Genomic DNA, 26358 nt, shown 5'->3' with positions numbered 1-26358 from the left:
CTCCAAATTCGCAGCTTAGCCAAGCACAGCCAGTAAAATCCCCGCCGCAACCGCAGAGCCTAATACCCCAGCAACGTTTGGCCCCATGGCGTGCATTAGTAAAAAGTTATGGTGATTAGCCTCTAATCCCACCTTATTCACCACCCTTGCCGCCATGGGCACAGCTGATACGCCCGCCGCGCCAATTAACGGATTGACCTTACCACCGGTTAATTTGCACATCAGTTTTGCCATCAGCACTCCAGCTGCGGTACCAATCCCGAATGCCAACGCCCCCAGAACCAAGATCCCTAAGGTTTCGACGCGCAAAAACTGCTCCGCAGAAAGTTTAGAACCAACAGCTAAACCTAAGAAAATGGTAACGATATTAATCAGCTCGTTTTGCGCTGTTTTCGATAATCTATCAACCACACCCGACTCGCGCATTAGGTTGCCAAGGCAAAACATGCCAACCAGAGGGGTCGCTGCGGGTAAGAATAAAATCGTTAAGCCCAATACCATCAGCGGGAAAATAATCTTCTCCTTTTTACTCACCTCCCTAAGCTGCTCCATCTTTATCTCACGCTCGGCTTGAGTCGTAAGTAAACGCATGATGGGCGGCTGGATAATTGGCACCAGCGCCATATAGGAATAGGCCGCCACAGCAATCGCCCCCAACAACTCAGGTGCAAGCTTAGAGGCAAGAAAAATCGCCGTTGGTCCATCCGCGCCACCGATAATGGCAATGGCAGCAGCATCCTGCATGGTAAATTCAAAACCAGGCACCAGATTTAGCGCTATCGCCCCAATTAAGGTTGCGAAAATCCCAAACTGCGCCGCTGCGCCGAGTAGCAAGGTCTTTGGATTGGCAATCAGCGCACTAAAATCTGTCAGTGCCCCGACTCCCATAAAGATCAGCAGCGGAAACACCCCTGTTTCAATCCCAACATGGTAGGCGTAATACAGCATTCCACCCTCTTCGGTAAAACCCGCGTTAGGAATATTCGCCAGCACGGCGCCAAAACCAATAGGTAACAGCAGTAGGGGCTCAAAGCCACGCACTATCGCTAGGTATAATAGCAAGGCGCCTACAGCCATCATTAGTGCTTGCCCCGCGGTAAAATGGGCTATGCCCGTTTCGGCCCAGAAAGCCAGTAAACCATCCATAACAACTCCTAGGCTAAGGCCAATAATTGAGAACCCACTGCAACCGAATCTCCTTCCTTCACAAAGAGATGAGTAATAATGCCATCCCCCTGTGCGCGGATTTCGGTCTCCATTTTCATGGCCTCTAGGATGATAACGACATCGCCGGCGCACACCTTGTCACCAATGCCAACATGCACTTTGAAGATATTGCCCGATAGGGGCGCACTCATCTTAAGCTTCACCTCACAGGTTTGAGGCACTGGTGCAGCGCTCGACTGAGAAGGATTAGTTTGACCAAGCTGCTGTCCACCTTGCCCTTGAGCTTGGATCTGGCTGATTTCGCCGCCCTCGGCAACCTCAACCACATAAGTTTGCCCCTCAACCGTAACGGTATAGGTTTCGGCCTCTCGCGGCGTAGCAGGTAACACTGGCGCAAGTTCGGGTTTTGGCTCAAAGGCGGTTGGATCGTGACGGTGTTTTAAAAACTGTAAGCCTATCTGTGGGAAGAGCGCATAGATGAGTAAATCATCGTCCAGTGACTTTTCCTTACTCTCTGAGACGAGACTAATCCCTTGGTCCTGCGCCTTTGATAATAACTCCGCACGCAAGTTCTCAAGTTCTGGTGAAAGTAAATCCGCAGGACGGCAGGTTATCGCCGCCGCGCCATTAAGCACTTTGGCCTGCAACTCGGGATTAACCGGGGCTGGAGTAGCGCCATATTCGCCCCTTAACACGCCTTCAGTCTCTTTCGTTAACGATTGATATCGTTGCCCCATCAGTACGTTGATCACCGCCTGTGAGCCAACAATTTGCGAGGTTGGCGTAACCAAAGGCAGAAAACCTAAATCCTGACGTACCCGAGGGATCTCCTCCAGCACAGCATCGAGCTTGTCAGCCGCGCCTTGTTCTTTAAGCTGACTCTCCATGTTCGTCAACATTCCACCGGGCACTTGAGCGCGAAGAATGCGCGAATCAATGCCCTTTAATGCCCCTTCAAACTTGGCGTACTTTTTCCGCACTTCACGGAAATAGGCGGCAATCTCTTCAAGCAAGGCAAGATCATAGTGAGTTTCACGCTCAGTCTCCGCCACCATGGCAACCACGGTTTCAGTTGCCGTATGACCATAGGTTTGACTCATGGAAGAAATCGCGGTATCGAGCACATCGATTCCTGCCTCTATCGCCTTTTGATAGGTTGCGGTACTCAGGCCTGTTGTGGCGTGGCAATGCAATGAGAGCATGAGTTGAGTTTGTGATTTTAAGCGACTGATAAGCTCAAAGGCTTCCATCGGCTTCAGCAGACCCGCCATATCTTTAATACACAGAGAATGACAGCCCATGTCCTCAAGACGCTTTGCCATATCGACCCAAGTGTCAACCGAATGAACAGGGCTGGTCGTATAGGAAATTGTGCCCTGCGCGTGCCCACCAACATCCCGCACCGCTTTTACCGCCATCTCGAGGTTACGCACATCATTCATCGCATCAAAGATACGGAACACATCCACACCATTGGCATGGGCACGCTCGACAAAACGTGTCACTAAATCATCGGCATAATGGCGATAACCCAAAAGGTTTTGTCCGCGCAGTAACATCTGCTGAGGCGTATTGGGCATTAACTTTTTCAGCTCGCGGATCCTGTCCCAAGGATCCTCACCCAAATAGCGAATGCAGGCATCAAAGGTCGCTCCGCCCCAAGACTCAAGCGACCAAAAACCGACTCTATCAAGCAGAGGTGCAATCGGAAGCATGTCATCAATGCGTAAACGCGTTGCTAAAATAGACTGATGTGCATCTCTCAAGACGACATCGGTTAACTGTAATGGCTTAGGCGCCATAATCCAATTTACTCGGTTCATATGGCGCTCCATTATCTAGCCTGAGAACGATACTGCTGGACGGCTAAGCTGATCGCTGTCACCAATTTAGGATCTAAAGTGTTTGCAGCTCCGGTCGAGCTCGCATCATTCGCCTTTAACGGATCTACTGCTTTGGGCTCTTCACGGCACCACTTAGCAACCAGATGTACCCCTAATATCAATACACTTAAAAATAAATAGACTAGCCCCATGCCCAATAACATGATGCCAACAGCATCTAAAAGCTGTTGTATTAGCTCCCCTTTCACGTTAGTACCTCCTCCAGCTTTCAACCCAATCAAGTGTTAGTTTTACAACTTCACAACATCTTCATTGATAACAAACTCAATCTATAGATGTAAATTGGTAAGACCAATTTACATAAGATCGACAACAAGTGTCTGAGGGATCCTTAGTGAATGAGCGATAAAATGAATATTCGTTAATGAAACAGCAAAGCAGATATTTTTATTGGGGAGAGAAAGGTTATTGGCTCTCAAGATTAAGCCCTGAGTAAACAGCAGCAGAAGATGAAATCCAGCGACAATGAGGTCTTGAATCTCTTATTAAATGAGTACAAGTTTAAATCTAACGATGAGTCTTATAAGTAAGGACATAAGCCAAGAAGCATCGAAATACAGCGCTAAAGCGTTAAGCTGCCAAGAAGGTGTTTAGAGGAATAATGAGAACACAGGTTTAAAAGTCTAGAAAACAAGATAATCAGCCGTTCTCCATTAACGCTGCATCTTAGACCGTAGAGTAATAACGTTAGTAATTAAAGAAGGCTTATGAAGAATACAGAAACTGAAATGGTAAACACGAAAAACAAAAAAGCCAGCTTATTCAGCTGGCTTCTTCGTTTAATTAGGCGCTTGGCGATGACCTACTCTCACATGGGGAGACCCCACACTACCATCGGCGCGATTGCGTTTCACTTCTGAGTTCGGGATGGGATCAGGTGGGACCACAATGCTATTGTCACCAAGCAAATTTGGTATTTACTTACCCTTCTTATCTCATGCAGGCAGTAAATTAAATTCGGAAAGCTGGATTGAGTGCCACTTCTTAAGTGTTTGTATTCGTCTAAGAACTCGCAAAACCCATCTGGGTTGTATGGTTAAGCCTCTCGAGTCATTAGTATCAGTTAGCTCAACGCCTCACAACGCTTACACACCTGACCTATCAACGTCCTAGTCTCGAACGGCTCTTTAGTGGACTTATAGTCCAAGGGATGACTCATCTTGGGGCTCGCTTCCCGCTTAGATGCTTTCAGCGGTTATCGATTCCGAACATAGCTACCGGGCAATGCCATTGGCATGACAACCCGAACACCAGCGGTTCGTTCACTCCGGTCCTCTCGTACTAGGAGCAACTCCCCTCAATCATCCAACGCCCACGGCAGATAGGGACCGAACTGTCTCACGACGTTCTGAACCCAGCTCGCGTACCACTTTAAATGGCGAACAGCCATACCCTTGGGACCGACTTCAGCCCCAGGATGTGATGAGCCGACATCGAGGTGCCAAACACCGCCGTCGATATGAACTCTTGGGCGGTATCAGCCTGTTATCCCCGGAGTACCTTTTATCCGTTGAGCGATGGCCCTTCCATTCAGAACCACCGGATCACTATGACCTACTTTCGTACCTGCTCGACGTGTCTGTCTCGCAGTTAAGCTGGCTTATGCCATTGCACTAACCGTACGATGTCCGACCGTACTTAGCCAACCTTCGTGCTCCTCCGTTACTCTTTGGGAGGAGACCGCCCCAGTCAAACTACCCACCAGGCACTGTCCTTAACCCCGATTAGGGGCCCAAGTTAGAACATCAACACTACAAGGGTGGTATTTCAAGGACGACTCCACGAGAACTAGCGTTCCCGCTTCAAAGTCTCCCACCTATCCTACACATGTAGGGTCAATGTTCAGTGCCAAGCTATAGTAAAGGTTCACGGGGTCTTTCCGTCTAGCCGCGGGTATACGGCATCTTCACCGCAATTTCAACTTCACTGAGTCTCGGCTGGAGACAGCGTGGCCATCATTACGCCATTCGTGCAGGTCGGAACTTACCCGACAAGGAATTTCGCTACCTTAGGACCGTTATAGTTACGGCCGCCGTTTACCGGGGCTTCGATCATGAGCTTCTCTTGCGATAACCCAATCAATTAACCTTCCGGCACCGGGCAGGCGTCACACCGTATACTTCCTCTTGCGAGTTTGCACAGTGCTGTGTTTTTGATAAACAGTTGCAGCCACCTGGTATCTGCGACTGCCGTCAGCTTAGGGAGCAAGTCCCATCACCAACAGCAGCGTACCTTCTCCCGAAGTTACGGTACCATTTTGCCTAGTTCCTTCAGCCGAGTTCTCTCAAGCGCCTTGGTATTCTCTACCCGACCACCTGTGTCGGTTTGGGGTACGATTCCCGCTAACCTGAAGCTTAGAAGATTTTCCTGGAAGCATGGCATCAACTACTTCATCCCCTTGGGGACCGTCATCAGCTCTCAGTGTTAAGAACGCCCGGATTTGCCTAAGCGTTCCACCTACCACCTTAAACGCGGACTACCAACGCCGCGCTAGCCTAGCCTTCTCCGTCTCTCCATCGCAGTTAGCGGAAGTACAGAAATATTAATCTGTTTCCCATCGACTACGCCTTTCGGCCTCGCCTTAGGGGTCGACTCACCCTGCCCCGATTAACGTTGGACAGGAACCCTTGGTCTTTCGGCGAGGGGGTTTTTCACCCCCTTTATCGTTACTCATGTCAGCATTCGCACTTCTGATACCTCCAGCGTGGGTTACCCCTTCACCTTCAACGGCTTACAGAACGCTCCTCTACCGCGCAACCCTAATGGATTGCACCCGTAGCTTCGGTGGTATGTTTAGCCCCGTTACATCTTCCGCGCAGGCCGACTCGACTAGTGAGCTATTACGCTTTCTTTAAATGATGGCTGCTTCTAAGCCAACATCCTAGCTGTCTAAGCCTTCCCACATCGTTTCCCACTTAACATACACTTTGGGACCTTAGCTGACGGTCTGGGTTGTTTCCCTTTTGACGACGGACGTTAGCACCCGCCGTCTGTCTCCCGGATAGCACTCTTTGGTATTCGGAGTTTGCAAAGGGTTGGTAAGTCGGGATGACCCCCTAGCCTTAACAGTGCTCTACCCCCAAAGGTGTTCGTCCGAGGCGCTACCTAAATAGCTTTCGAGGAGAACCAGATATCTCCCGGTTTGATTGGCCTTTCACCCCCAGCCACAAGTCATCCGCTAATTTTTCAACATTAGTCGGTTCGGTCCTCCAGTTGATGTTACTCAACCTTCAACCTGCCCATGGCTAGATCACCGGGTTTCGGGTCTACGCCTTGCAACTAAACGCGCAGTTAACACTCGGTTTCCCTACGGCTCCGCTATTCGCTTAACCTCGCTACAAAACGTAAGTCGCTGACCCATTATACAAAAGGTACGCAGTCACGGTCTCAAGTACCGCTCCCACTGCTTGTACGTATACGGTTTCAGGTTCTATTTCACTCCCCTCACAGGGGTTCTTTTCGCCTTTCCCTCACGGTACTGGTTCACTATCGGTCAGTCAGGAGTATTTAGCCTTGGAGGATGGTCCCCCCATATTCAAACAGGATATCACGTGTCCCGCCTTACTCGTTTTCATCAAAGGTTAGTTTTCGTGTACGGGGCTATCACCCTGTGCCGCTGGACTTTCCAGACCATTCCACTAACACCCCTCTGACTTAAGGGCTAATCCCCGTTCGCTCGCCGCTACTAGGGGAATCTCGGTTGATTTCTTTTCCTAAGGGTACTTAGATGTTTCAGTTCCCCTCGTTTGCCTCACTACACTATGTATTCATGTAGTGATAACAGCTTATGCTGCTGGGTTCCCCCATTCGGACATCGTTAGCTCAAATGCTTGTTACTAGCTCGCCAACGCTTTTCGCAAGTTACTACGTCCTTCATCGCCTCTGACTGCCAAGGCATCCACCGTATACGCTTAGTCGCTTAACCATACAACCCAAATGAGTTTCACATCACTTGCGCTGTTGCGACCAGCTGGTTTTACTTGTCTCATCTTCGACCAAGAAGATGGACTCGCCTTAGACTTGAATATTCAAGACACTTAAAAAGTGTTTTAAGAACTCAATTTTTTCGTATTAACACAACGACAGACATCATTGTATTAATTACTATCAGCTTTCCAAATTGTTAAAGAACAATGCTTACCGGCATGCGGTGCATTTCGCTCTCCCTCCTCTTTCGAGAAGTTCAACAAGCCATCTGTGTGAACACTCAGGCACATGGATGTGCCGTGTGTAAGAAACGCATGGAGCAGTTTCTTACCAACCAAACATCGAGTTAGTCGTATAGGTAAGGAGGTGATCCAGCCCCAGGTTCCCCTAGGGCTACCTTGTTACGACTTCACCCCAGTCATGAACCACAAAGTGGTGAGCGCCCTCCCGAAGGTTAAGCTACCCACTTCTTTTGCAGCCCACTCCCATGGTGTGACGGGCGGTGTGTACAAGGCCCGGGAACGTATTCACCGTGGCATTCTGATCCACGATTACTAGCGATTCCGACTTCATGGAGTCGAGTTGCAGACTCCAATCCGGACTACGACGAGCTTTGTGAGATTAGCTCCACCTCGCGGCTTTGCAACCCTCTGTACTCGCCATTGTAGCACGTGTGTAGCCCTACTCGTAAGGGCCATGATGACTTGACGTCGTCCCCACCTTCCTCCGGTTTATCACCGGCAGTCTCCCTAGAGTTCCCGCCATTACGCGCTGGCAAATAAGGATAGGGGTTGCGCTCGTTGCGGGACTTAACCCAACATTTCACAACACGAGCTGACGACAGCCATGCAGCACCTGTCTCAGAGTTCCCGAAGGCACTAAGCTATCTCTAGCGAATTCTCTGGATGTCAAGAGTAGGTAAGGTTCTTCGCGTTGCATCGAATTAAACCACATGCTCCACCGCTTGTGCGGGCCCCCGTCAATTCATTTGAGTTTTAACCTTGCGGCCGTACTCCCCAGGCGGTCTACTTAATGCGTTAGCTTGAGAGCCCAGTGTTCAAGACACCAAACTCCGAGTAGACATCGTTTACGGCGTGGACTACCAGGGTATCTAATCCTGTTTGCTCCCCACGCTTTCGTGCCTGAGCGTCAGTCTTTGTCCAGGGGGCCGCCTTCGCCACCGGTATTCCTCCAGATCTCTACGCATTTCACCGCTACACCTGGAATTCTACCCCCCTCTACAAGACTCTAGTTTGCCAGTTCGAAATGCAATTCCCAGGTTGAGCCCGGGGCTTTCACATCTCGCTTAACAAACCGCCTGCGCACGCTTTACGCCCAGTAATTCCGATTAACGCTTGGACCCTCCGTATTACCGCGGCTGCTGGCACGGAGTTAGCCGGTCCTTCTTCTGTAGGTAACGTCACAGCTGCAAGGTATTAACTTACAACCTTTCCTCCCTACTGAAAGTGCTTTACAACCCGAAGGCCTTCTTCACACACGCGGCATGGCTGCATCAGGGTTTCCCCCATTGTGCAATATTCCCCACTGCTGCCTCCCGTAGGAGTCTGGGCCGTGTCTCAGTCCCAGTGTGGCTGATCATCCTCTCAGAACAGCTAGGGATCGTCGCCTTGGTGAGCCATTACCTCACCAACTAGCTAATCCCACCTAGGTTCATCCAATCGCGAGAGGCCCGAAAGTCCCCCTCTTTCCCCCGTAGGGCGTATGCGGTATTAGCAGTCGTTTCCAACTGTTATCCCCCTCGACTGGGCAGATCCCTAGGCATTACTCACCCGTCCGCCGCTCGCCACCTCATGAGTAAACTCACTTGTGCTGCCGCTCGACTTGCATGTGTTAGGCCTGCCGCCAGCGTTCAATCTGAGCCATGATCAAACTCTTCAATTAAAAGTTTTGTGAATCCGAAGATTCGACTCAATGAATTCTGAATCGACTTAACTTAATAAGTCGTTGTACATATTGCTATGAACACTCATTCATTGATTTAAATTTTGATTACTCGCCAAACGGCAGAGTAATTTCGATTAACTCAACACCTGTGAGTGTCCACACAGATTTCTTGTTTAGATTGTTAAAGAGCATTTGACCTCAGCTTTCGCGTTACCGCTCAGCGGGTCAGGGCTGCGTATTCTACGCATTTCCCTTGTCGCGTCAAGGCGTTTTTGCAAACTTCTTGAGGCTTTCGAGTCAACTGCACATTTTGCATTCGATTCGCACTGATACTGCGCTTGCTTTTGCTGTCTGCCGTGTCAGTGGATGCGCATTATAGGCAGCAGAACTTTTTACGCAAGGGCTTTTTTAACAAATCACGCCAAGTGAGCAAATAACCAGCAAAACTACAAGTATCGGATAAATATGCTGCAATCTTTGTCACTCGGGTTGATAAGTTTGGCATATGCGGCATGGATGTGCAGGGAATTCTATAGATCGAATAGCCTTAAGAAAGGATGCTTTAAAACTTTTGTATATATATGTATAGGTGTCGAATGAGGAAAACGGTTCAAGAATAACGAATGGTGACTCTTGAACCGCAGAACTGACTCATTGAATAAAGCTTGCGAGTGTTGGAACTGTCGGGCTAAGGATTATCCGTAGAATTTGTCGAACTCTTGGTGCCCTCTCCCGTGTCTTGTTCCTTTTCATGATCGCCATCACCCACAATGTGCGCCACTTTTAGTTTTCTCACGGTACGAATGGTGATCACAGGCCCCGAGATAGCGTAGAGGTAAAAACCAATACAGAGTATTAATGCCGGTTGCACCGACACCACCACAAACACGCCAACCACAAATAAGATAGCAATGAAATTCACTTTGCCGCGCCAGTCAATTTCCTTAAATGAGTGATAACGGAAATTACTCACCATTAATAATCCCGTGGTGGCCGTAATCAATCCGGCAATCCAACTGATATTCTTACCATCGAGGTTGTACTGATTGCCAAGCCAAATGCTACCAGCAATTACTGCCGCTGCAGCAGGACTCGCTAAGCCTTGAAAATAGCGCTTATCTGCCACGCCGACTTGGGTATTAAAACGTGCCAACCTTAATGCTGCGCCCGCACAATAGATAAATGCTGCGAGCCAACCAACCTTACCTAAATCCGCAAGCGCCCAATTATAGGCGAGTAACGCAGGTGCCATACCAAAGGACACCATGTCTGCCATGCTGTCATATTCGGCACCAAAGTCACTTTGCGTGTTCGTTAACCTTGCCACTCTGCCGTCTAAGCCATCGCAAATCATGGCCACAAAAATCGCAATCGCCGCCGCTTCAAAGTTAGCATTCATAGAGGCAATCACAGCATAGAAACCGGAAAACAAGCCTGCGGTGGTGAATAAATTCGGCAGTAAATAGATACCTTTATTCTTTACTGTTTGATTCGAGGAATTTTGCATACACTTATAAAGCTATGAGCTGAAATGGAAGTAGGCTTCAAGATAGCATATTTTACTATCATGTCGATGGTGACCCTTAGGGATGATTTTTATGTTAAGAAAAGCCAAGGTTAGCGCTATGTTTTTGCGGATTGCATGCTTAATGATGCTCACTCAGCCCGTATTCGCCGGGGTGATTTACACTTGGGTAGATGAGAATGGTGTCACCCATTACAGCCAGCAGCCACCGGAGCAGGAACAATCCAAAACGCAGCAACTCTATAGCGAAGATATCGAGCCTGGTAAAATTGGCTATATCGCTCCCGCTAAAAAAGATGCGCCCCCTGAAATGTCCGAGTCCGAAAAGTCAGCAGCGTTAATTAAAGAGAAAGACGCCAAGCAAGCCGAAACGATTTGTGAAAACGCTAAACATAATTTAGATGTGTTAACGACTCATACCAAGCTCACCCGCCAAGAAGAAGGCAATAAAGAACCAGTCGCAATGACTGAAGAAGAGCGCCAAGCGGCAATTAGCGAGAATCAGCAGCGGATAAAACTGTTTTGCGATAAGAAATAATGCTCTGCGTTTGTTATAGGCTGCATGCAAACCTTGTTAGTCACGCCAGACTATCGCGTACAGCTCTTTTAGGGTTACCGAACATTTATCTGTAGCGTATAGATATAAAAAAACCGAAGTCTAAAACTTCGGTTTTTTTATTTAGGTTAAGCAGCATTTAGCACGTTAACCATCCGCGCAAATTATTGCTCGAATACCAACTCACCACCGGCGCAACTGACCTTAATCGGTTTGCCGGGCAGTAAATCGCCACGCAATAATTTTTGCGCTAATGGGTTTTCCATCTCTTGCTGCAAGGCACGTTTCAGCGGTCTTGCGCCATAGACTGGGTCGAAACCAATTTCTGCGATTAACGATAATGCCTCGTCGGTGATCTCCAGCGTATAGTCTTTCTCTGCCAAACGCTTACGCAATGAAGCAATTTGGATAGATGCAATATGCTTGATATTTTCCGCATCCAAGGGATGGAATACCACTGACTCGTCGATCCGGTTTAGAAACTCGGGTCTAAAGCTATGGGTCACCACATTCATCACCGCGCTCTTCATTTCGCTATAACTTAGGTGACCGAATCCTTCTTGGATAATGTCAGAGCCTAAGTTTGAGGTCATGATGATCACCGTATTTCTAAAGTCGACGGTACGACCTTGACCATCGGTTAAGCGGCCATCATCCAGCACCTGCAGCAAAATGTTGAACACGTCTGGGTGAGCCTTTTCCACCTCATCGAGCAAAATCACCGAATAAGGCTTACGGCGTACCGCTTCGGTTAAGTAACCGCCCTCTTCATAGCCGACATAGCCCGGAGGCGCCCCCACTAAACGGGAAACCGCGTGTTTCTCCATAAATTCAGACATGTCGATGCGCACTAAGGCCGATTCCGTATCGAAGAGGAACTTAGCCAACGACTTACACAGCTCAGTTTTACCCACACCTGTTGGTCCTAAGAACAGGAACGAACCAATAGGACGATTCGGATCGGCAAGTCCTGCACGGCTACGGCGAATCGCATTGGCCACCGCATCCACGGCTTCGTTTTGACCAATCACCCGCTCATGCAGTGCCACTTCCATTTGCAGCAGTTTTTCACGCTCGCCTTCAAGCATCTTAGAAACCGGAATACCCGTCGCCTTTGAGAGCACTTCGGCAATTTCTAAGTCAGTAACTTTATTGCGTAGCAGCGTCATATCCTGCATTTCGGCTTGCGATGCTAAGTCCAGTTGCTTTTCAAGCTCTGGAATACGGCCATATTGCAGCTCAGACATACGGGTCAAGTCGCCCGCGCGGCGTGCCACTTCTAAATCCATCCGCGCCTGTTCAAGGTCGGCTTTAATATGCTGAGTCCCTGCAAGCGCCGCTTTTTCGGTGCGCCAGATTTCATTAAGCTCCGACGCCTTAGCCTCAACCTCATGCAACTCGACACGCAAATGTTCGAGTCGACGTCGGCTCGCCTCATCGTTTTCTTTGGCTAATGCCTGCTCTTCCAGTTTTAACTGGATTGCACGGCGCTCCAATCTGTCGAGGGATTCAGGCTTAGAATCCATCTGCATACGGATGCTCGACGCAGCCTCGTCAATCAAGTCGATGGCTTTATCGGGTAATTTACGGTCCGACACATAACGGTGCGACATGGTGGCCGCTGCCACAATCGCCGGATCGGTAATTTCCACATGGTGATGCAGCTCGTAACGCTCTTTGAGGCCACGCAAAATCGCGATGGTATCTTCCACGCTAGGCTCATCCACTAATACTTTTTGGAAGCGGCGCTCAAGGGCGGCATCCTTTTCAATATATTGACGATATTCGTCGAGAGTGGTCGCGCCCACACAGTGAAGATCGCCACGGGCCAGTGCAGGCTTTAACATATTGCCCGCATCCATGGCGCCATCGCCTTTACCCGCGCCCACCATAGTGTGTAGCTCGTCGATAAAGAGGATCACTTGGCCTTCTTCCTGCGCCAGCTCGTTAAGCACGGCTTTTAAACGCTCTTCAAACTCGCCACGATATTTAGCGCCCGCAATCAGTGCGCCCATGTCTAAGGATAAAACGCGTTTATTTTTAATCCCTTCAGGCACTTCACCGTTCACAATTCGCTGAGCGAGTCCTTCAACAATCGCGGTTTTACCCACGCCAGGCTCACCAATCAGCACTGGGTTGTTTTTACTACGACGTTGCAGCACTTGAATAGTGCGGCGGATTTCATCGTCGCGACCAATCACAGGGTCAAGTTTGCCTTGTTCGGCACGCTCAGTGAGATCGACGGTAAACTTTTTTAGCGCTTGGCGTTGATCTTCCGCGTTAGGATCATCCACATTCTGACCGCCGCGCACTTGCTCAATGGTTTGCTCGAGCAGCTCTTTGGTGGCGCCTGATTTCTTTAAGCATTGCGCCAAGGCATCGCTGCCTTCGAGTGCCGCTAAGACAAACAACTCACTGGAGATATATTTGTCTTTGCGCTTTTGCGCCAACTTGTCGCACAGGTTTAATAAGCGAATTAAACCTTGGGATAATTGTACATCGCCGCCAGTGCCTTCGACCTGCGGTAGACGTTCAAGCTCTTGGCTCAACAGCGAGCGCAGCGCACTCACCCGAATGCCAGCTTGGGTTAATAAAGGATGGATAGAACCAGAATCCTGGTTCAGCAGCGCCATCATCAAATGTAACGGTTCGATAAACTGATGATCACGCCCGAGCGCGAGCGACTGGGCATCTGAGATGGCAAGCTGAAATTTATTGGTCATACGATCGAGTCGCATACAGCCTCCTAAAACTCACAAATTAGGTATAACATTTTGTTAGTTAAAAGATGGGGGCTATTTAACCGATTTCAAGCAAGACGGCGGGAAATTAATACAAATTGTAAGGGAATTAACCTAAGACTTAAGCCAGATCAATGAAGCCATGCGGCCAGTGATTTTATCGCGGCGATAAGAGAAATAATCAGGGCTAGTGACAGTGCAAATATCGGCGCTGTAGACTTGGGTAATACCCAGTTTCTTTAAGCGCAATTTGGCTAATCCGATAATATCGGCAAGGTATTTGTCAGGCTTAGTTGCCCGACATTGAGCGACAAAGTAGTTTGTAGCGTTTGGATCTGTTGCCATAAAAGCAGCACGCACCTCGGCGCCAACCTCAAAGGTTTCGGGCCCAATGGCAGGCCCTAGATAGGCAATCAGCTCGCTTGGCTTAGAGGTAAACTTAGCCACACTCGCCTCAATCACTCCATCACAGAGTCCGCGCCAGCCGGCATGGGCAGCGGCGACCTCAGTACCTTGTTGGTTACACAGAAGTACTGGCAAACAATCGGCGGTCATCACCACACACACCCGTCCTGCGAGGTCGGTATAGCTGGCATCGGCCACCAAAGGTGGCGCATCTTGCCCGGCCACACTCTTAGATTGAGCTTCTTGGGCAAGATTAATTGGGGCGATATCCGCCAAATCAACCACCTGAGTGCCATGGACTTGCTCCAACCACACAGGCTCAGTCGCAAGCCCTAACTGTTTCGCCAACATGCCACGATTAGCCAATACCTGCTGCGGCGCATCCCCCACATGTAGCCCTAAATTCAGGCTATCGTAGGGCGCGAGACTCACACCGCCGTGGCGGTCAGTCATCGCAATTGCCACATTATCCGGTACAGGCCAATCGTGAAGCAGCATAGCTTAGTACTCGACTGGGTGTTCTAAGGTGTCTTGACGCAGCGCTTTGGTTAGAATCACCATGTCTTCTGGGATAGGCGCGGTCCAGCTCATGATTTCACAAGTCACAGGATGCGCTAACTCCAAACGCACCGCATGCAGTGCTTGGCGTTTAAAGTTTTTCAGGATCTCGAAAAACTCAGGGCTCGCCGCCTTGGGAGGTTTTGGACGGCCGCCATAAACAGGATCGCCTACTAACACATGGCCAATATATGCCATATGCACACGGATTTGGTGAGTACGGCCCGATTCTAAACGCAATCTTAAACGGGTGTGATTACGGAATTTTTCCGCTACACGGTAGTGAGTCACCGCGGGTTTACCCGAATGATGCACCGCCATATGGGTACGTTTTGTCGGATGACGACCAATGGGCTCATCGACTGTACCGCCCGCCGTCATAGTACCGAGGACAATCGCCTCATACTCACGGGTGATTTCACGGGCTTGCAACGCGGCCACTAAATGGGTTTGAGCTTCAACCGTTTTGGCTACCACCATCAAACCTGTGGTGTCTTTATCCAAACGATGCACAATACCCGCACGTGGCACGTGCTCGATATTAGGGCAATGATGTAGCAGCGCGTTCATCAAAGTGCCATCGGCATTGCCAGCACCGGGATGAACTACTAAGCCCGCTTGTTTATTGATGACTAAGATATCATCGTCTTCATAGACAATATCCAGCTCAATGGCTTGCGCGGCCGCATGCACTTCTTCTTCGAGCGTGGCATTAATTTCAATGCGCTGCAGCTCGAATACCTTTTCGCGCGGCTTATTCACCATCACGCCATCAACATAGACTGCATCAGATAGGATCCATTCCTTGATGCGCGTGCGCGAGTAATCTGGGAACAACTCAGCCAGTGCTTGATCCAATCTCAGGCCAGTTTGTGTTGCCGAAATCTCGCTTTTTAGATTAATCTCTTGTGTCATAGGAACCGTATCCCCATTTTGGGGTCAAAAAATGTGTGCTATCTGTTACAATCGAATGCTTTCTATTTTATCGTGAAATGGAAAAATTCTTAACTACAACTTATAAAGAATTGAATTCAAGTATGTATAAATTCTCCAAAGGCTTAACCTTAGTCCTATTTTCGCTAGCGTTATCAGCCTGTAGCAGCAGTCCTGAAGATAACGATATTGCCGCCAAAACCTCACCTGATGTGCTCTATTCTCAGGCAAGAACCTCCATGGAACTTGGCAATTACTCTAAAGCCGTCCGTTCATTGGAAGCGTTAGACTCACGCTTTCCCTTCGGACCACATAAAACTCAGGTTCAGTTAGATCTGATTTATGCCTATTACAAAATGGACGATGTTGCCTCTGGCATTGCCAACATTGACAGATTCATCCGTTTAAACCCAACCCATCCCAATATCGACTATGTCTACTATATGCGTGGACTCGTCAATATGCAGGCGGACAGCTATCTGTTCCACGATATGTTGAATATCGATAGAACCGACCGCGATCCTAAAAATGCCCAAGATGCCTTTAAGGATTTTGATCGTTTAATCAAAACCTATCCCAACAGCAAATATGCTGCTGATGCGCAAAAACGCATGTTGTCGCTGAAAAACCGTTTAGCAAAATATTCCATTCAAGTTGCTGAGTATTATATCAAAATGAACGCTTGGAGTGCTGCGGCCGTTCGTGCTCAATCTGTGTTGGAAACATATCCCGGCACTCCTTCAACGGAACGTGCACTGGAGATTATGGCAGAAGCTTATGGCGAGTTAGGTCAGAACCAACTGAAGCAAAACGTGCTCATGGTAATGCAAGCTAACTTCCCAAACAACGAAATCTTATCGAACTAAGCGTAAATGCCCCTTTATAAGGGGCATTTTTTTATCCTTTGTTCGGCGTTTCACGCCCCCTCCCTTTTAGGTTCTGCAACGCGCTAAGTTCCTTTTCATCAGGGTAAGAGTCAATAAATACGCTATTCGAGTAAAACTTATCCAACCGCACCACTTTTTACATTATTTCGTAAAAATCAGTTGACTCAAAAGCCGAAAAGCCTTTAAATTGCGCCCGTCGCCCGAATAGCTCAGTCGGTAGAGCAGAGGATTGAAAATCCTCGTGTCCCTGGTTCGATTCCGGGTTCGGGCACCATCTTTAAATTGGTTGCCTTAGCGACCAGTGTTAAAGAATCGCAATAAAGTACAGTGCAGGTGTGGTGGAATTGGTAGACACGCTAGCTTCAGGTGCTAGTGCCCTTGCGGGCGTGGAGGTTCAAGTCCTCTCACCTGTACCAAATTGCGATTCAAATTAAAATTCGACACAATGTCGGATACCAATGCAGATGTGGTGGAATTGGTAGACACGCTAGCTTCAGGTGCTAGTGCCCTTGCGGGCGTGGAGGTTCAAGTCCTCTCATCTGTACCAACATTTAAACCTCGCTTAGCGAGGTTTTTTTGTATCTGCGATTAAATTTCCTTAAGTAACTTATCACCTTCCTTAAATTTGCTATAACTATTCATACAGACTCATCATAGGGACAGCTCAGCTCTGCCTAAAGGACTCCCTTGTTTCACCGAGGAAATCCATATGAATGGTCTACAAATAAAACAAAAGATGTTTATTGGCATTCTCGTGCCACTTGTCATGCTGCTCACTATCGGTTTTATCGCTATCAATATGATGGGAAAAATCGAATATGGCGTCGAACGTATCTATAACGACCGTGTCGTCCCCCTTGATGATCTTAAAGTCATTGCCGACAAATATGCCGTGGATGTAATTGATGCGGCAAACAAGGCTAATGCGGGCGGGTTTAGTGCTTCACAGGCCATTGATGCCCTTAGCAGTGCCAAATCTACCGTCAATCAACGCTGGCAAAAGTATCTCGCCACTGAGCTGACCAAGGAAGAGTCCCAACTCGCCCAGCAAGCCGAACGCTTATTTATTCCTGCCAACGATCAGATAGAGCAATTAATCACTTACCTCAGGGGCTTTAATGGGGATGTCGTTCATAAACTGAATGACAAAATACTGCCTTTATATAACGCCATCGACCCTATCAGCGGTAAAGTTTCCGAACTGATTGACCTGCAAATTAAGATCGCTGGGCAAGAAAAAGACAGCGTCAACAATATCTATTATTCATCCATTTCGATTTTTATTACTCTCGCGGGTATCGCCATGCTGATCAGCATAGTGATCGGACTTTGGGTCAATCGTAGTGTGATGAATCCTATTCGCGACATAGTGCAAAATCTAAAGATCATTCGGCAAGATTCCGATCTCACCGTCAAATTTAAAACCTTCAACGATGATGAACTCGGGCAGATCTCCACTAGCCTCACTCAGGTTATTGAACATTTACGGGGAATTTTGCACTCCATAGCTGAGGCGGCAAATACGGTGAATAGCTCGGCCACCGAGCTTGGCAGTTTTACCCAAGAAACCAACAAACGAATGCAGCAGCAACAGGCTGAAACCGAACAAACCGCCACCGCCATGAATGAGATGACGGCCACGGTCGCCGAGGTGGCTCAAAGTGCCGCCGCGGCAGCGGATTCAGCTAAGGATGCCGATAATTACGCCGCCAATGGTAATCACATTGTGATGCAGTCCATTACCAGCATGTCGCAACTTTCTGAGCAAATTCAAAAAACGGCGCAAGTGATTGGCTTTTTATCTAATGAAAGTCAGAACATCGGTCGAGTATTGGATGTGATCAAGAGTATTGCCGAACAAACTAATCTACTGGCATTAAATGCGGCGATTGAAGCGGCACGCGCCGGAGAACAAGGTCGAGGCTTTGCCGTCGTAGCCGACGAAGTCCGGACATTGGCACAGCGCACCCAAAAATCGACCCAAGAGATTGAAGCGATGATCGCCACTCTGCAACAAGGGGTTAAAGAAGCGGTGAATGCGATGGAAGTGGGGATTAATCAAGTTGACGATGCCAACGACAAGGCGAATCAGGCTGGCCAAGCGCTGAAAGAGATTGTCGCATCCGTCGACAATATCACTGAACTGAATACCCATATCGCCACGGCTGCCGAAGAGCAAAGTAGTGTGGCCGAGAGCATCAACCGTAGCATTATTGCCATTAGCGATATTGCCGAACACTCCACTAATTCGGCCTTAGAGCTGAGTGAGTCGGTGATCAACTTAACCAAGCTTGCCAACAGTATGCGTAATCAGGTGAGTGCATTCAGACTCTAGTTCGTATCGCTGGCACAGGCCTGCTGTGCCAGCCCTATTCCTTCGTGCTGTTACCACTCTCAGTCTACAATTCATCCAACACCTAACAGCTTTAGCTGTAATTATTATTGATCTAAATCAAATGAATCTTTAAACTCAAATAACATTCATAAATAAAGCATGTTAAGGATTCACTATGTTGGATAGCCGTACCATCCAAATCATCAAGAGCACGATTCCCCTTCTCGAGTCAGCAGGTCCTGCACTCACCCAGCATTTTTACCAACGGATGTTTGCCCATAATCCTGAGTTAAAAGATGTATTTAACTTGGCTCATCAGCATTCTGGCGGTCAACCTGTAGCCTTGTTTAACGCAGTTGCAGCCTATGCTAAGAACATCGATAACCTAGGTGCATTAGGTACGGCCGTTGAGCGCATTGCCCAAAAGCACACAGGATTTTTAATTCAGCCAGAACAATATGTCATCGTCGGCGGTCATCTACTGGCCACGCTAAAAGAGTTGGGGGGAGAGGCGGTTACCGAAGAAGTGCTCACCGCATGGGGCGATGCTTATCAGTTTTTAGCCAATATTTTTATCCAGCGTGAAGCGCAGATCTACCAAGAAAGCGCAGAGCAAGCTGGCGGTTGGTCAGGTGAACGTGAGTTTGTTATTCGTGAGAAAACAGCCGAGTCGGCCGTGATTACCTCATTCGTATTAGCGCCAGTCGATGGGCAAGCGGTAAAAGATTTTATCCCAGGACAATACCTCAGCATTAAGCTGCAACATCCTAAGCTCGATTTCGATGAGATTCGCCAGTATTCGCTGTCCGACGCACCTAACGGCAAAAGCTACCGCATTAGTGTAAAACGTGAGCCTAATGGCCAAGTGTCTAACCTGCTTCACGATGAGTTAAAGGTAGGCGATATCCTTGCTGTTATGCCACCAGCAGGGGACTTCACCCTAACGGCTCAGCCAGAGACACCTGTAGTGTTAATTTCGGCGGGTGTTGGACAAACGCCAATGAAGAGCATGTTGAATCAGCTACTAAAACTAAAACACCCAAGCACAGTGACTTGGTTGCACGCTTGCGAACATAGTGACGTACATGGGTTTAAAGCGGCGATTAACACTAAACTTGCTCAACACGCTAATCTTGCCAGCCATGTGTGGTACCGCGAGCCGAAAGCGACTGATATTTTAGGCCAAGATTATGATTTTAAAGGAACGATGAACTTAACCTCAGTCGCCGATAAAATCGTGGCCAACGCACATTACTATTTCTGTGGCCCCATTGGCTTTATGGCTTCGATCAAGCAGCAATTACTCGCTCTGGGTGTTCCTAGCGCGCAAATGCATTATGAAGTCTTTGGCCCCCATGCGGAACTCTAACGCTGCAACTTTATTATCCATCATCAAAATAGATAGTTAAAGTACAAAGCCATCTTCCCGCAAGGTAAGGTGGCTTAATACTTATTCCATAAGCACAGAGTTAAGCTGACGTCCCTGCAAGATAGATAGAAGCCACCTCCTGCGCCGTCAACATACGACTCTCGCCCGGCTTTAAGGCTTCATCCAAGGTAATCTCACCGATAGAAAGGCGATGCAATCCCACCACAGGATTACGGAAACGACCAAACATCCGTTTGATTTGATGATACTTTCCTTCCCTTAAGGTCACCTCTGCGATATGGGGTTCGAGGATAATAAGCTTTGCCGGCTGCGTGGTGATATCTTCAAAGCCAAAATACATGCCCTGCGCAAATGCCGCGATATAGTCTTCGCTCAAAGGATTTGCCAGAGTCACCCGATACACCTTATCCACTTTTTGCTCAGGCGACATGAGCGCCTCGGACCAACGGCTATCATTGGTCAGCAGCAATAAACCCGAAGAGTTTAAATCTAACCGCCCAGCTATATGCAGCTCATGGCGAGCATCGCAATCGAGCAAATCAATCACGGTGCGATGCTCTTTGTCTTTGGTGGCACTCACCACACCAACGGGCTTATGCAACATCAAATACACTGGCTGGTTGGCCTGTAAGACTTGCCCATCAAACACAATGTGGGAAAATTCATCCACCAGCAGATCGAGCGCTTTCGCAGGCGCACCATCCACATACACTCGCTCCGCCAGCAAGAGTTCTCGCACGGCTTTTCGGTGAATTTGTAACTTAACGGCAAGGTATCTATCGAGACGACCACGTTTTGATTGCATCACACCACCCAACTCTAAGATAAAGGCGCAATGCGATAGGCACAGCGACGAGCACCATCGATGATATGCTCTTCACGGCTTACTGTGGCGATATCGGCAAATAATTGCTGGAACTGTTGCAGTTCGGAGCGGCAAAAGTTTTGGCACTTAGTCGCTGCACTGCAAATTGGGCAGTGATTCTCAAGCAACCAGAAAACCCCATCCGCTTGTTCCTGCGTCGCCATATAGCCCTCGAGGGTACGCAGCTCCACCAGTTTCGTTAGGCGACTGGCAATATCCGTCATGCCGAGCATCGCGCTGCGATACTGCTGCAAGGCCGTTTGCTCCCTATGCTCGATCAGTTTATCTAGGCCTTGATCGCCAAATATCATTTTAACGGAATCAATCAATTGCAAACTAAGCTCACTGTGACGATCGGCAAAGTGAGTACGACTCTGCTCCGTTAATCCCCAATAGCGGGTTGGGCGTCCACGGCCTTCGACTCTATCTTCAATATCAACATCACCCGCATCCTCTAAGGCCTGCAAATGCAGCCGGACCCCCATGGTCGTCAGGGCGAGTTCTTCCGCTAAGGTCTTTGCCGTTAATGGACCGTGCAACTTGAGTAATTGAATAATCTTATCAGTGGTTTTCATATGCGCTCTCCGCTCTTCGCCTCGGATTATCCCTCAATCGCCCACCTTTTAACAGAATAAATAAAGTTTTTTATTTATTTTATCCTTTACAAGATTAAATAAAGTAATTACCTTATAAATAATTTATAAATAAATAGGTTTACATAATGAACTTACTCATCATCAGCACCAGCCAAAGAGCCCACTCACAAAGCGCTAAAGTCGCGCGATACATAGCCGAAACCAGTTTTTTATCACCCCATAGTGTTGGTTACGACGCTATCCATCACTTAGAGCTTTGCCAGTTCAATCTGCCATTTTGGGACGGTGAAGAAGACAACAAGGGCGAGCATTGGCCTGAGATAGAACAAAGGGTGGATGCTGCGGATGCCTTGGTTTTGATTACGCCCGAATGGGGTGGAATGGCCTCGCCACTGCTTAAAAACTTCCTCTTGATGTGTAGCCGTCAGGAAACAGCCCATAAGCCAGTGTTGTTGATTTCAGTTTGCAGCGGCATTAGCGGCGCCTACCCTATTGTGGAAGTCAAAATGAATGCACTCAAAAACAATAAATTAGTGCCGATTCCCGATCATTTGATCATCCGTAATGTCGAGAATGTACTCAACGCTACACCCCAAGGAACGCGGGATATCGACCTCAGGGAAAGAGTGCAATACAGCCTGTTTATGTTGCATCAATATGCCCAAGCGTTAGCGCCGATACGCCAACGCCATATTCATCAACCCTATCCCAAGCAGCAGGAATACTGCTACGGTATGTAAGCAGCTTGGATGTTTATCACTCTGACTAAAATCATTACAAGGAACGCATTATGATCCACTTAGAACACATCAACCTAGTCGTTGACGACATCCCCAAAGCACTCACTTTTTATCAAGCAGCCTTCCCCCATTGGCGTGTCCGTGGCGGAGATAAAGGGACTTGGTACGGCAAACCACGCAATTGGATCCACTTTGGCGATGATTATCAGTACATTGCCTTTAGCGATAACGGTGAGGGCGAAAACCGTGACTTAACGGGCCATCAAATTGGCTTAGCCCATTTTGCCTTTGTGGTGAGTGATTTAGATGCCGTGATAGCAAGACTAACCCAAGCTGGTTTTCCGATAGCCAAAGACGGCATGGAAGATCCTTTCCGGCGCAATATCTACTTCTTCGATGCCCATGGCTTTGAGGTCGAGTTTGTAGAGTATCTCAGCGATCTGCCCAACGAACGCAATCGTTATTAAGCCATAAGGTTATTGGCGACGGGATACATAACCCCAGTATTCCGCGCCAGTTCTTCCGATCGATACAAGCCTAAAAATCGTTACATTGACAGGCTAAATCGCTAAACTAACGCACAATCAGGCTTTCCAATATTAGATAACTCGATGACAACACCTTATTGTTATTCCACTACTTATATCTTAGATAAAGCGCATTTTGACGAGTGTTATACCCAGTCAGTTAAACCCGATCCCACGCTCAAACCTTACTATAAGGCCATGGGGTTTGGACTCATTGGTATTGCACTGATTTTTGCGGATGTCAGCCTCTATCTGGCCTATTTCTTTGTCGGGCTCGGGGTGATTGAAGCGTTAAATGTGAAATACAACAAAGCCTGGTGGTTGATGCGGCAGATGATGAGTAAGGCCGCCAATAATGAAGTCACACTGATTGTCGATGAGCAAGGGATTAGCACCCAATCACAATATGTTAAAAGCCAAATCCTTTGGACGGATATTTACCGTATTGTGCCAACGGAAAAGGGGTTTCTGATCACCCATAAAACCGGCACCAGTTATCTGTCGAATCGCAGTTTAGATGAGGCCTGTTGCGCGTTTATTAAGGCGAAAATCTAACCTAACCGCATAGGCTTTCAAAACAATAAGGCTGAATCATTCAGCCTTATTGTTAAACTTAACATCAAGAAAGATGCTTAAGCCTTTGCTTTCAACTCGCCAATCGGCAAAATTGTGCGGCCATATTCATTGTTGAGCACTTGTGCCATCGCAAAGTAAATCGCACTCGCACCACAAATAATCCCTTCAAAACCCGCGATAGTGCCAATCAAGGCGCTGCCGGTGAAATCTCTTGCCGCCAACAGGAAGAACAAAATGGTGAGCGAGGCAAACACAAACTGTTTCGCTTTTGGGTAGCGTAGCGAACCGACAAACATAAAAGCAGTAAAAATGCCCCACAGGGTTAAATACCATCCCATAAAGTGGGTTGGGCTCGCCGCAATTCCGGCATTAGGCATTAAAATCAGCCCGACTAAGGTTAGCCAAAATAAACCGTAGGAGGTAAATGCGGTTGTCCCAAAGGTATCACCCCGCATAAAACACATAATGCCGACGATGATTTGGCCGAGTCCGCCATAGAAAATGCCCATCGCTAAGATCATTGCATCAATCGGAAAATAACCCGCATTGTGAATGTTCAGCAGGATAGTCGTCATACCAAAGCCCATTAAACCTAATGGAGCAGGATTCGCCAGTTTTGTCGACACAGAAAGTCCCCAAAAATAAATAAGTTAATCTCAATACCTAGCCGAACTCTAGGTACTTATTCTTTTATAAAAAGCGGCGAATTTTAGATAACTACCAACGGGATCACAATCAAAATATCAATACCTAACAAAAACAATTATTAACCGTTAAAAATCATATAGATAAAAACGTTTAAATCAAATTAAATCTAAGACTTAAAAATTAATCCAATAAGATTCAAACAACTACAAAAAATGGACACAAAGAGTGCGCCACATCTGATTTATCGGTTAATTTTGCTCGGCTTCAAACTTCCCATTTTCCCTCCTAAAAATAACGTTAGCCCGCGTAGGGGGAAAGCCTCAAAAACATTAACTTCATCCCATAACGCTATCAAAGATGAGATAAGTCTAGTTTTAGACAAATTCATAACATTTAGACTCGTGTAGCAAGGAAACTTAAGCCGTTTTAGAGAGTCTTAATGGAAGCAGCCAAAGCTTGGCGCAAGAGTGGACGCGATTGAGTGGCGACCGATTGAGTGGCATTGTGTGGCGGGTTCATCTTTGTAAAACAGGTCTCAAGCGTCGATAAAATTGCCCATAAAATAAGCGACTTTTGCTGGCAAAAATGGCTCACCAAATTAGCGAAAAATTATTTATATCTAAAAAATAATAGCAGTGATAGATTGCTATCTGTTGACGCAGCGGCATGATGGGAAACCAGTTAGGCTGTTGTTAACTATCAATAACTAAAGGAAATAAAATGAAAACCTTATCAGCTGTTATCACACTGTCGGCACTTATGAGTTTCGCAACCTTTGCCGACGAATCGACTCTTCCACCCGCCCCTGCAAATGATATCGCTCAACTGACAGAAGTGTGCCAACAAATGGCCTCTGAAGATCAGGTCGAAAATGCCGAGCTTAAGCAATACGTGCTCGACTGCGTGAATGACCAGCTTACTGAAATGGGTTATCAAACCGTCAAAGAACTTAACTGATCGTTTTTACTTCCTTTAGCCTATAAGCTCTTTCGGGTTTTAGCGCCTTGTCCTTATGCCATTCACATTCTGAATGGCATTTTTATTGGCAATAAGCAAGTCGCCAACAATAACCACAACAAAAGCCAACAGATAAGACACAAAAATCCAACCACGTAAAAAGTGTTAAACGACGGCCTCTGAGGCTTTTATTTTGTCTTTCAATTGATTGCGTAATCTACATATCAGCTATTTATATGATATCTGTATCATTTTGCATCCCTTCAGGTGAAAGCACTGTGGATTTAAGCATAAAATGCTAATCTGTTGACCATTACCGACCGACATTACACCCGAACGCAAAATCATGTATCGAAGACTGTTTATCTTACTCGCCGCACTTAGCCTGCCTTCAATAGGAATGGCGAAAGAGCCGTGCGTCACTAAAGATGAATGCATTGAAATGCGTAACTGGGATTTAGGCGTGGCGGTCGGCTGGGGACAAAAGACCAATCCATTGCGGGATTTTGATGATATTCCGGTCTTTTTTATTCCGACCGTGGCTTACTATGGTGAACATTGGTTTTTTGATAATGGCAACTTAGGCTATAGCCTGCTCGAGAAGCCTAATTTCAGCTTAAATTTAGTCACTAGCTACAGCATGGACAGGGCGTATTTTTATCGCTGGGATCCCTCGAATATCTTTTTGAAGCGCAGTTCACAGGAAGAGGCCAAGATGCTCGCCACCAATACGGCCCTCAGCACTGAGCCTGATCCCGTATTCAACTCCTTAGAATCGCGAAACTTTACCATGCTGGGCGGTGCAGAAGCCTTTATTTATAGCCCGTTAGGTGTAGTTAGATTAGCCTACACCCATGATATGTTTAACGTACATCAAGGCGCTGAAGCGCAAATAAAATGGACCTATGGTTGGCATTTAACCCGCTGGGTTATGGATATGTCGCTCGTATTTGATTGGAAAAGTACCAATGTCGTCGACTATTACTATGGTGTACGTCCGAGTGAAAACGCTTATTGGAGCCAACATTACCATGCAGACGCTGGTTGGAATAAAGGAATAGAAATGACAGCCCGTTATATCTTAACTGATAACTGGGATCTGCTGTTTGCGTTCCGCTACACACAACTTGCAGACGAAATTGCCGCCAGCCCCTTGCTCGATCAAGACTATAGCAGCACATATTTTATTGGCGCAGCGTATAGGTTCTGACACTAG

The 26358-nt window shown here is 47.6% G+C and carries 19 protein-coding genes, 3 tRNA genes and 3 rRNA genes; 12 read left to right on the top strand and 13 right to left on the bottom strand.

Annotation, left to right across the window (positions count from 1 at the left end):
• Positions 1 to 15: 15 nt before the first annotated feature.
• The 7 genes from ACUZ8J_RS05215 to pssA all read right to left on the bottom strand — a co-directional run bounded on the left by ACUZ8J_RS05215 (position 16) and on the right by pssA (position 10410).
• Entirely contained in the window at positions 16 to 1146 is a 1131-nt protein-coding gene (locus ACUZ8J_RS05215; protein WP_011717987.1) for a sodium ion-translocating decarboxylase subunit beta, read from the bottom strand.
• Positions 1147 to 1154: 8 nt separating this feature from the next.
• The gene (gene oadA / locus ACUZ8J_RS05210; protein WP_446693265.1) at positions 1155 to 2990 is read right to left on the bottom strand and encodes a sodium-extruding oxaloacetate decarboxylase subunit alpha; all 1836 of its coding nucleotides are present in this window, start codon (positions 2988 to 2990) and stop codon (positions 1155 to 1157) included.
• Between the two features lie 11 nt (positions 2991 to 3001).
• On the bottom strand, positions 3002 to 3214 hold the full coding sequence (locus ACUZ8J_RS05205; protein ID WP_446694906.1) for an OadG family protein: 213 nt from the start codon (positions 3212 to 3214) through the stop codon (positions 3002 to 3004).
• Positions 3215 to 3860: 646 nt separating this feature from the next.
• Positions 3861 to 3976: ribosomal RNA gene (gene rrf, locus ACUZ8J_RS05200) — 5S ribosomal RNA — on the bottom strand.
• 127 nt (positions 3977 to 4103) lie between these two features.
• Positions 4104 to 6996, bottom strand: a 23S ribosomal RNA gene (locus ACUZ8J_RS05195).
• A 361-nt stretch (positions 6997 to 7357) separates the two neighbouring features.
• Positions 7358 to 8900, bottom strand: a 16S ribosomal RNA gene (locus ACUZ8J_RS05190).
• The 16S, 23S and 5S rRNA genes sit together here, the layout of an rRNA operon.
• A gap of 691 nt (positions 8901 to 9591) precedes the next feature.
• Entirely contained in the window at positions 9592 to 10410 is an 819-nt protein-coding gene (gene pssA / locus ACUZ8J_RS05185; protein WP_279775395.1) for a CDP-diacylglycerol--serine O-phosphatidyltransferase, read from the bottom strand.
• Positions 10411 to 10501: 91 nt separating this feature from the next.
• On the opposite strand from pssA, the gene ACUZ8J_RS05180 reads away from it, so the two are divergent.
• The gene (locus ACUZ8J_RS05180) at positions 10502 to 10966 is read left to right on the top strand and encodes a DUF4124 domain-containing protein (protein ID WP_446693264.1); all 465 of its coding nucleotides are present in this window, start codon (positions 10502 to 10504) and stop codon (positions 10964 to 10966) included.
• A gap of 182 nt (positions 10967 to 11148) precedes the next feature.
• On the opposite strand, the gene clpB is transcribed toward ACUZ8J_RS05180, so the two are convergent.
• The 3 genes from clpB to rluD all read right to left on the bottom strand — a co-directional run bounded on the left by clpB (position 11149) and on the right by rluD (position 15603).
• A complete protein-coding gene (clpB, locus tag ACUZ8J_RS05175; protein WP_011623737.1) occupies positions 11149 to 13722 on the bottom strand; it encodes an ATP-dependent chaperone ClpB in 2574 nt (857 codons plus the stop codon).
• A 117-nt stretch (positions 13723 to 13839) separates the two neighbouring features.
• Complete coding sequence (pgeF, locus tag ACUZ8J_RS05170; RefSeq protein ID WP_446693263.1) at positions 13840 to 14628, bottom strand: peptidoglycan editing factor PgeF; 789 nt, start codon at positions 14626 to 14628, stop codon at positions 13840 to 13842.
• 3 nt (positions 14629 to 14631) lie between these two features.
• A complete protein-coding gene (rluD, locus tag ACUZ8J_RS05165; RefSeq protein WP_011623739.1) occupies positions 14632 to 15603 on the bottom strand; it encodes a 23S rRNA pseudouridine(1911/1915/1917) synthase RluD in 972 nt (323 codons plus the stop codon).
• Positions 15604 to 15725: 122 nt separating this feature from the next.
• On the opposite strand from rluD, the gene ACUZ8J_RS05160 reads away from it, so the two are divergent.
• From ACUZ8J_RS05160 to hmpA, 6 genes are all read left to right on the top strand, one after another.
• The gene (locus ACUZ8J_RS05160; protein WP_039978513.1) at positions 15726 to 16487 is read left to right on the top strand and encodes an outer membrane protein assembly factor BamD; all 762 of its coding nucleotides are present in this window, start codon (positions 15726 to 15728) and stop codon (positions 16485 to 16487) included.
• 219 nt (positions 16488 to 16706) lie between these two features.
• Positions 16707 to 16782, top strand: a tRNA-Phe gene (locus tag ACUZ8J_RS05155).
• Positions 16783 to 16837: 55 nt separating this feature from the next.
• Positions 16838 to 16924, top strand: a tRNA-Leu gene (locus ACUZ8J_RS05150).
• 44 nt (positions 16925 to 16968) lie between these two features.
• Positions 16969 to 17055 (top strand) — tRNA-Leu (locus ACUZ8J_RS05145).
• Positions 17056 to 17217: 162 nt separating this feature from the next.
• A complete protein-coding gene (locus ACUZ8J_RS05140; RefSeq protein WP_086904717.1) occupies positions 17218 to 18843 on the top strand; it encodes a methyl-accepting chemotaxis protein in 1626 nt (541 codons plus the stop codon).
• Between the two features lie 175 nt (positions 18844 to 19018).
• A complete protein-coding gene (gene hmpA / locus ACUZ8J_RS05135) occupies positions 19019 to 20212 on the top strand; it encodes an NO-inducible flavohemoprotein (protein WP_446693262.1) in 1194 nt (397 codons plus the stop codon).
• 100 nt (positions 20213 to 20312) lie between these two features.
• Here the strand turns inward: hmpA and ACUZ8J_RS05130 are convergent, their stop codons facing one another.
• Positions 20313 to 21038 carry a pseudouridine synthase gene (locus tag ACUZ8J_RS05130; protein ID WP_446693261.1) on the bottom strand — a complete coding sequence of 242 codons (726 nt, stop codon included), beginning with the start codon at positions 21036 to 21038 and terminating at the stop codon, positions 20313 to 20315.
• Between the two features lie 14 nt (positions 21039 to 21052).
• Complete coding sequence (locus ACUZ8J_RS05125) at positions 21053 to 21673, bottom strand: helix-turn-helix transcriptional regulator (RefSeq protein WP_446693260.1); 621 nt, start codon at positions 21671 to 21673, stop codon at positions 21053 to 21055.
• 146 nt (positions 21674 to 21819) lie between these two features.
• On the opposite strand from ACUZ8J_RS05125, the gene ACUZ8J_RS05120 reads away from it, so the two are divergent.
• The 3 genes from ACUZ8J_RS05120 to ACUZ8J_RS05110 all read left to right on the top strand — a co-directional run bounded on the left by ACUZ8J_RS05120 (position 21820) and on the right by ACUZ8J_RS05110 (position 23516).
• Complete coding sequence (locus ACUZ8J_RS05120) at positions 21820 to 22434, top strand: NADPH-dependent FMN reductase (protein WP_172588451.1); 615 nt, start codon at positions 21820 to 21822, stop codon at positions 22432 to 22434.
• Positions 22435 to 22484: 50 nt separating this feature from the next.
• On the top strand, positions 22485 to 22901 hold the full coding sequence (locus tag ACUZ8J_RS05115; RefSeq protein ID WP_086904221.1) for a VOC family protein: 417 nt from the start codon (positions 22485 to 22487) through the stop codon (positions 22899 to 22901).
• Between the two features lie 144 nt (positions 22902 to 23045).
• Positions 23046 to 23516: a YcxB family protein gene (locus tag ACUZ8J_RS05110; protein WP_023267918.1), complete on the top strand. Its 471-nt coding sequence runs from the start codon at positions 23046 to 23048 to the stop codon at positions 23514 to 23516.
• Positions 23517 to 23593: 77 nt separating this feature from the next.
• Here the strand turns inward: ACUZ8J_RS05110 and ACUZ8J_RS05105 are convergent, their stop codons facing one another.
• Positions 23594 to 24163 carry an acetate uptake transporter gene (locus ACUZ8J_RS05105; RefSeq protein WP_446693259.1) on the bottom strand — a complete coding sequence of 190 codons (570 nt, stop codon included), beginning with the start codon at positions 24161 to 24163 and terminating at the stop codon, positions 23594 to 23596.
• Positions 24164 to 24905: 742 nt separating this feature from the next.
• Between ACUZ8J_RS05105 and ACUZ8J_RS05100 the strand changes: the two genes are divergently transcribed.
• Together ACUZ8J_RS05100 and ACUZ8J_RS05095 are read left to right on the top strand one after the other, a co-directional pair.
• Positions 24906 to 25142, top strand: coding sequence for a hypothetical protein (locus ACUZ8J_RS05100; RefSeq protein WP_011718003.1), 237 nt, complete (start codon positions 24906 to 24908; stop codon positions 25140 to 25142).
• Between the two features lie 346 nt (positions 25143 to 25488).
• Positions 25489 to 26352 carry a MipA/OmpV family protein gene (locus ACUZ8J_RS05095; RefSeq protein ID WP_446693258.1) on the top strand — a complete coding sequence of 288 codons (864 nt, stop codon included), beginning with the start codon at positions 25489 to 25491 and terminating at the stop codon, positions 26350 to 26352.
• Positions 26353 to 26358: the final 6 nt, after the last annotated feature.

The sequence above is a fragment of the Shewanella sp. Koi 1 genome (assembly GCF_052907445.1).
This window is presented reverse-complemented; position numbering and strand designations above follow the sequence as displayed.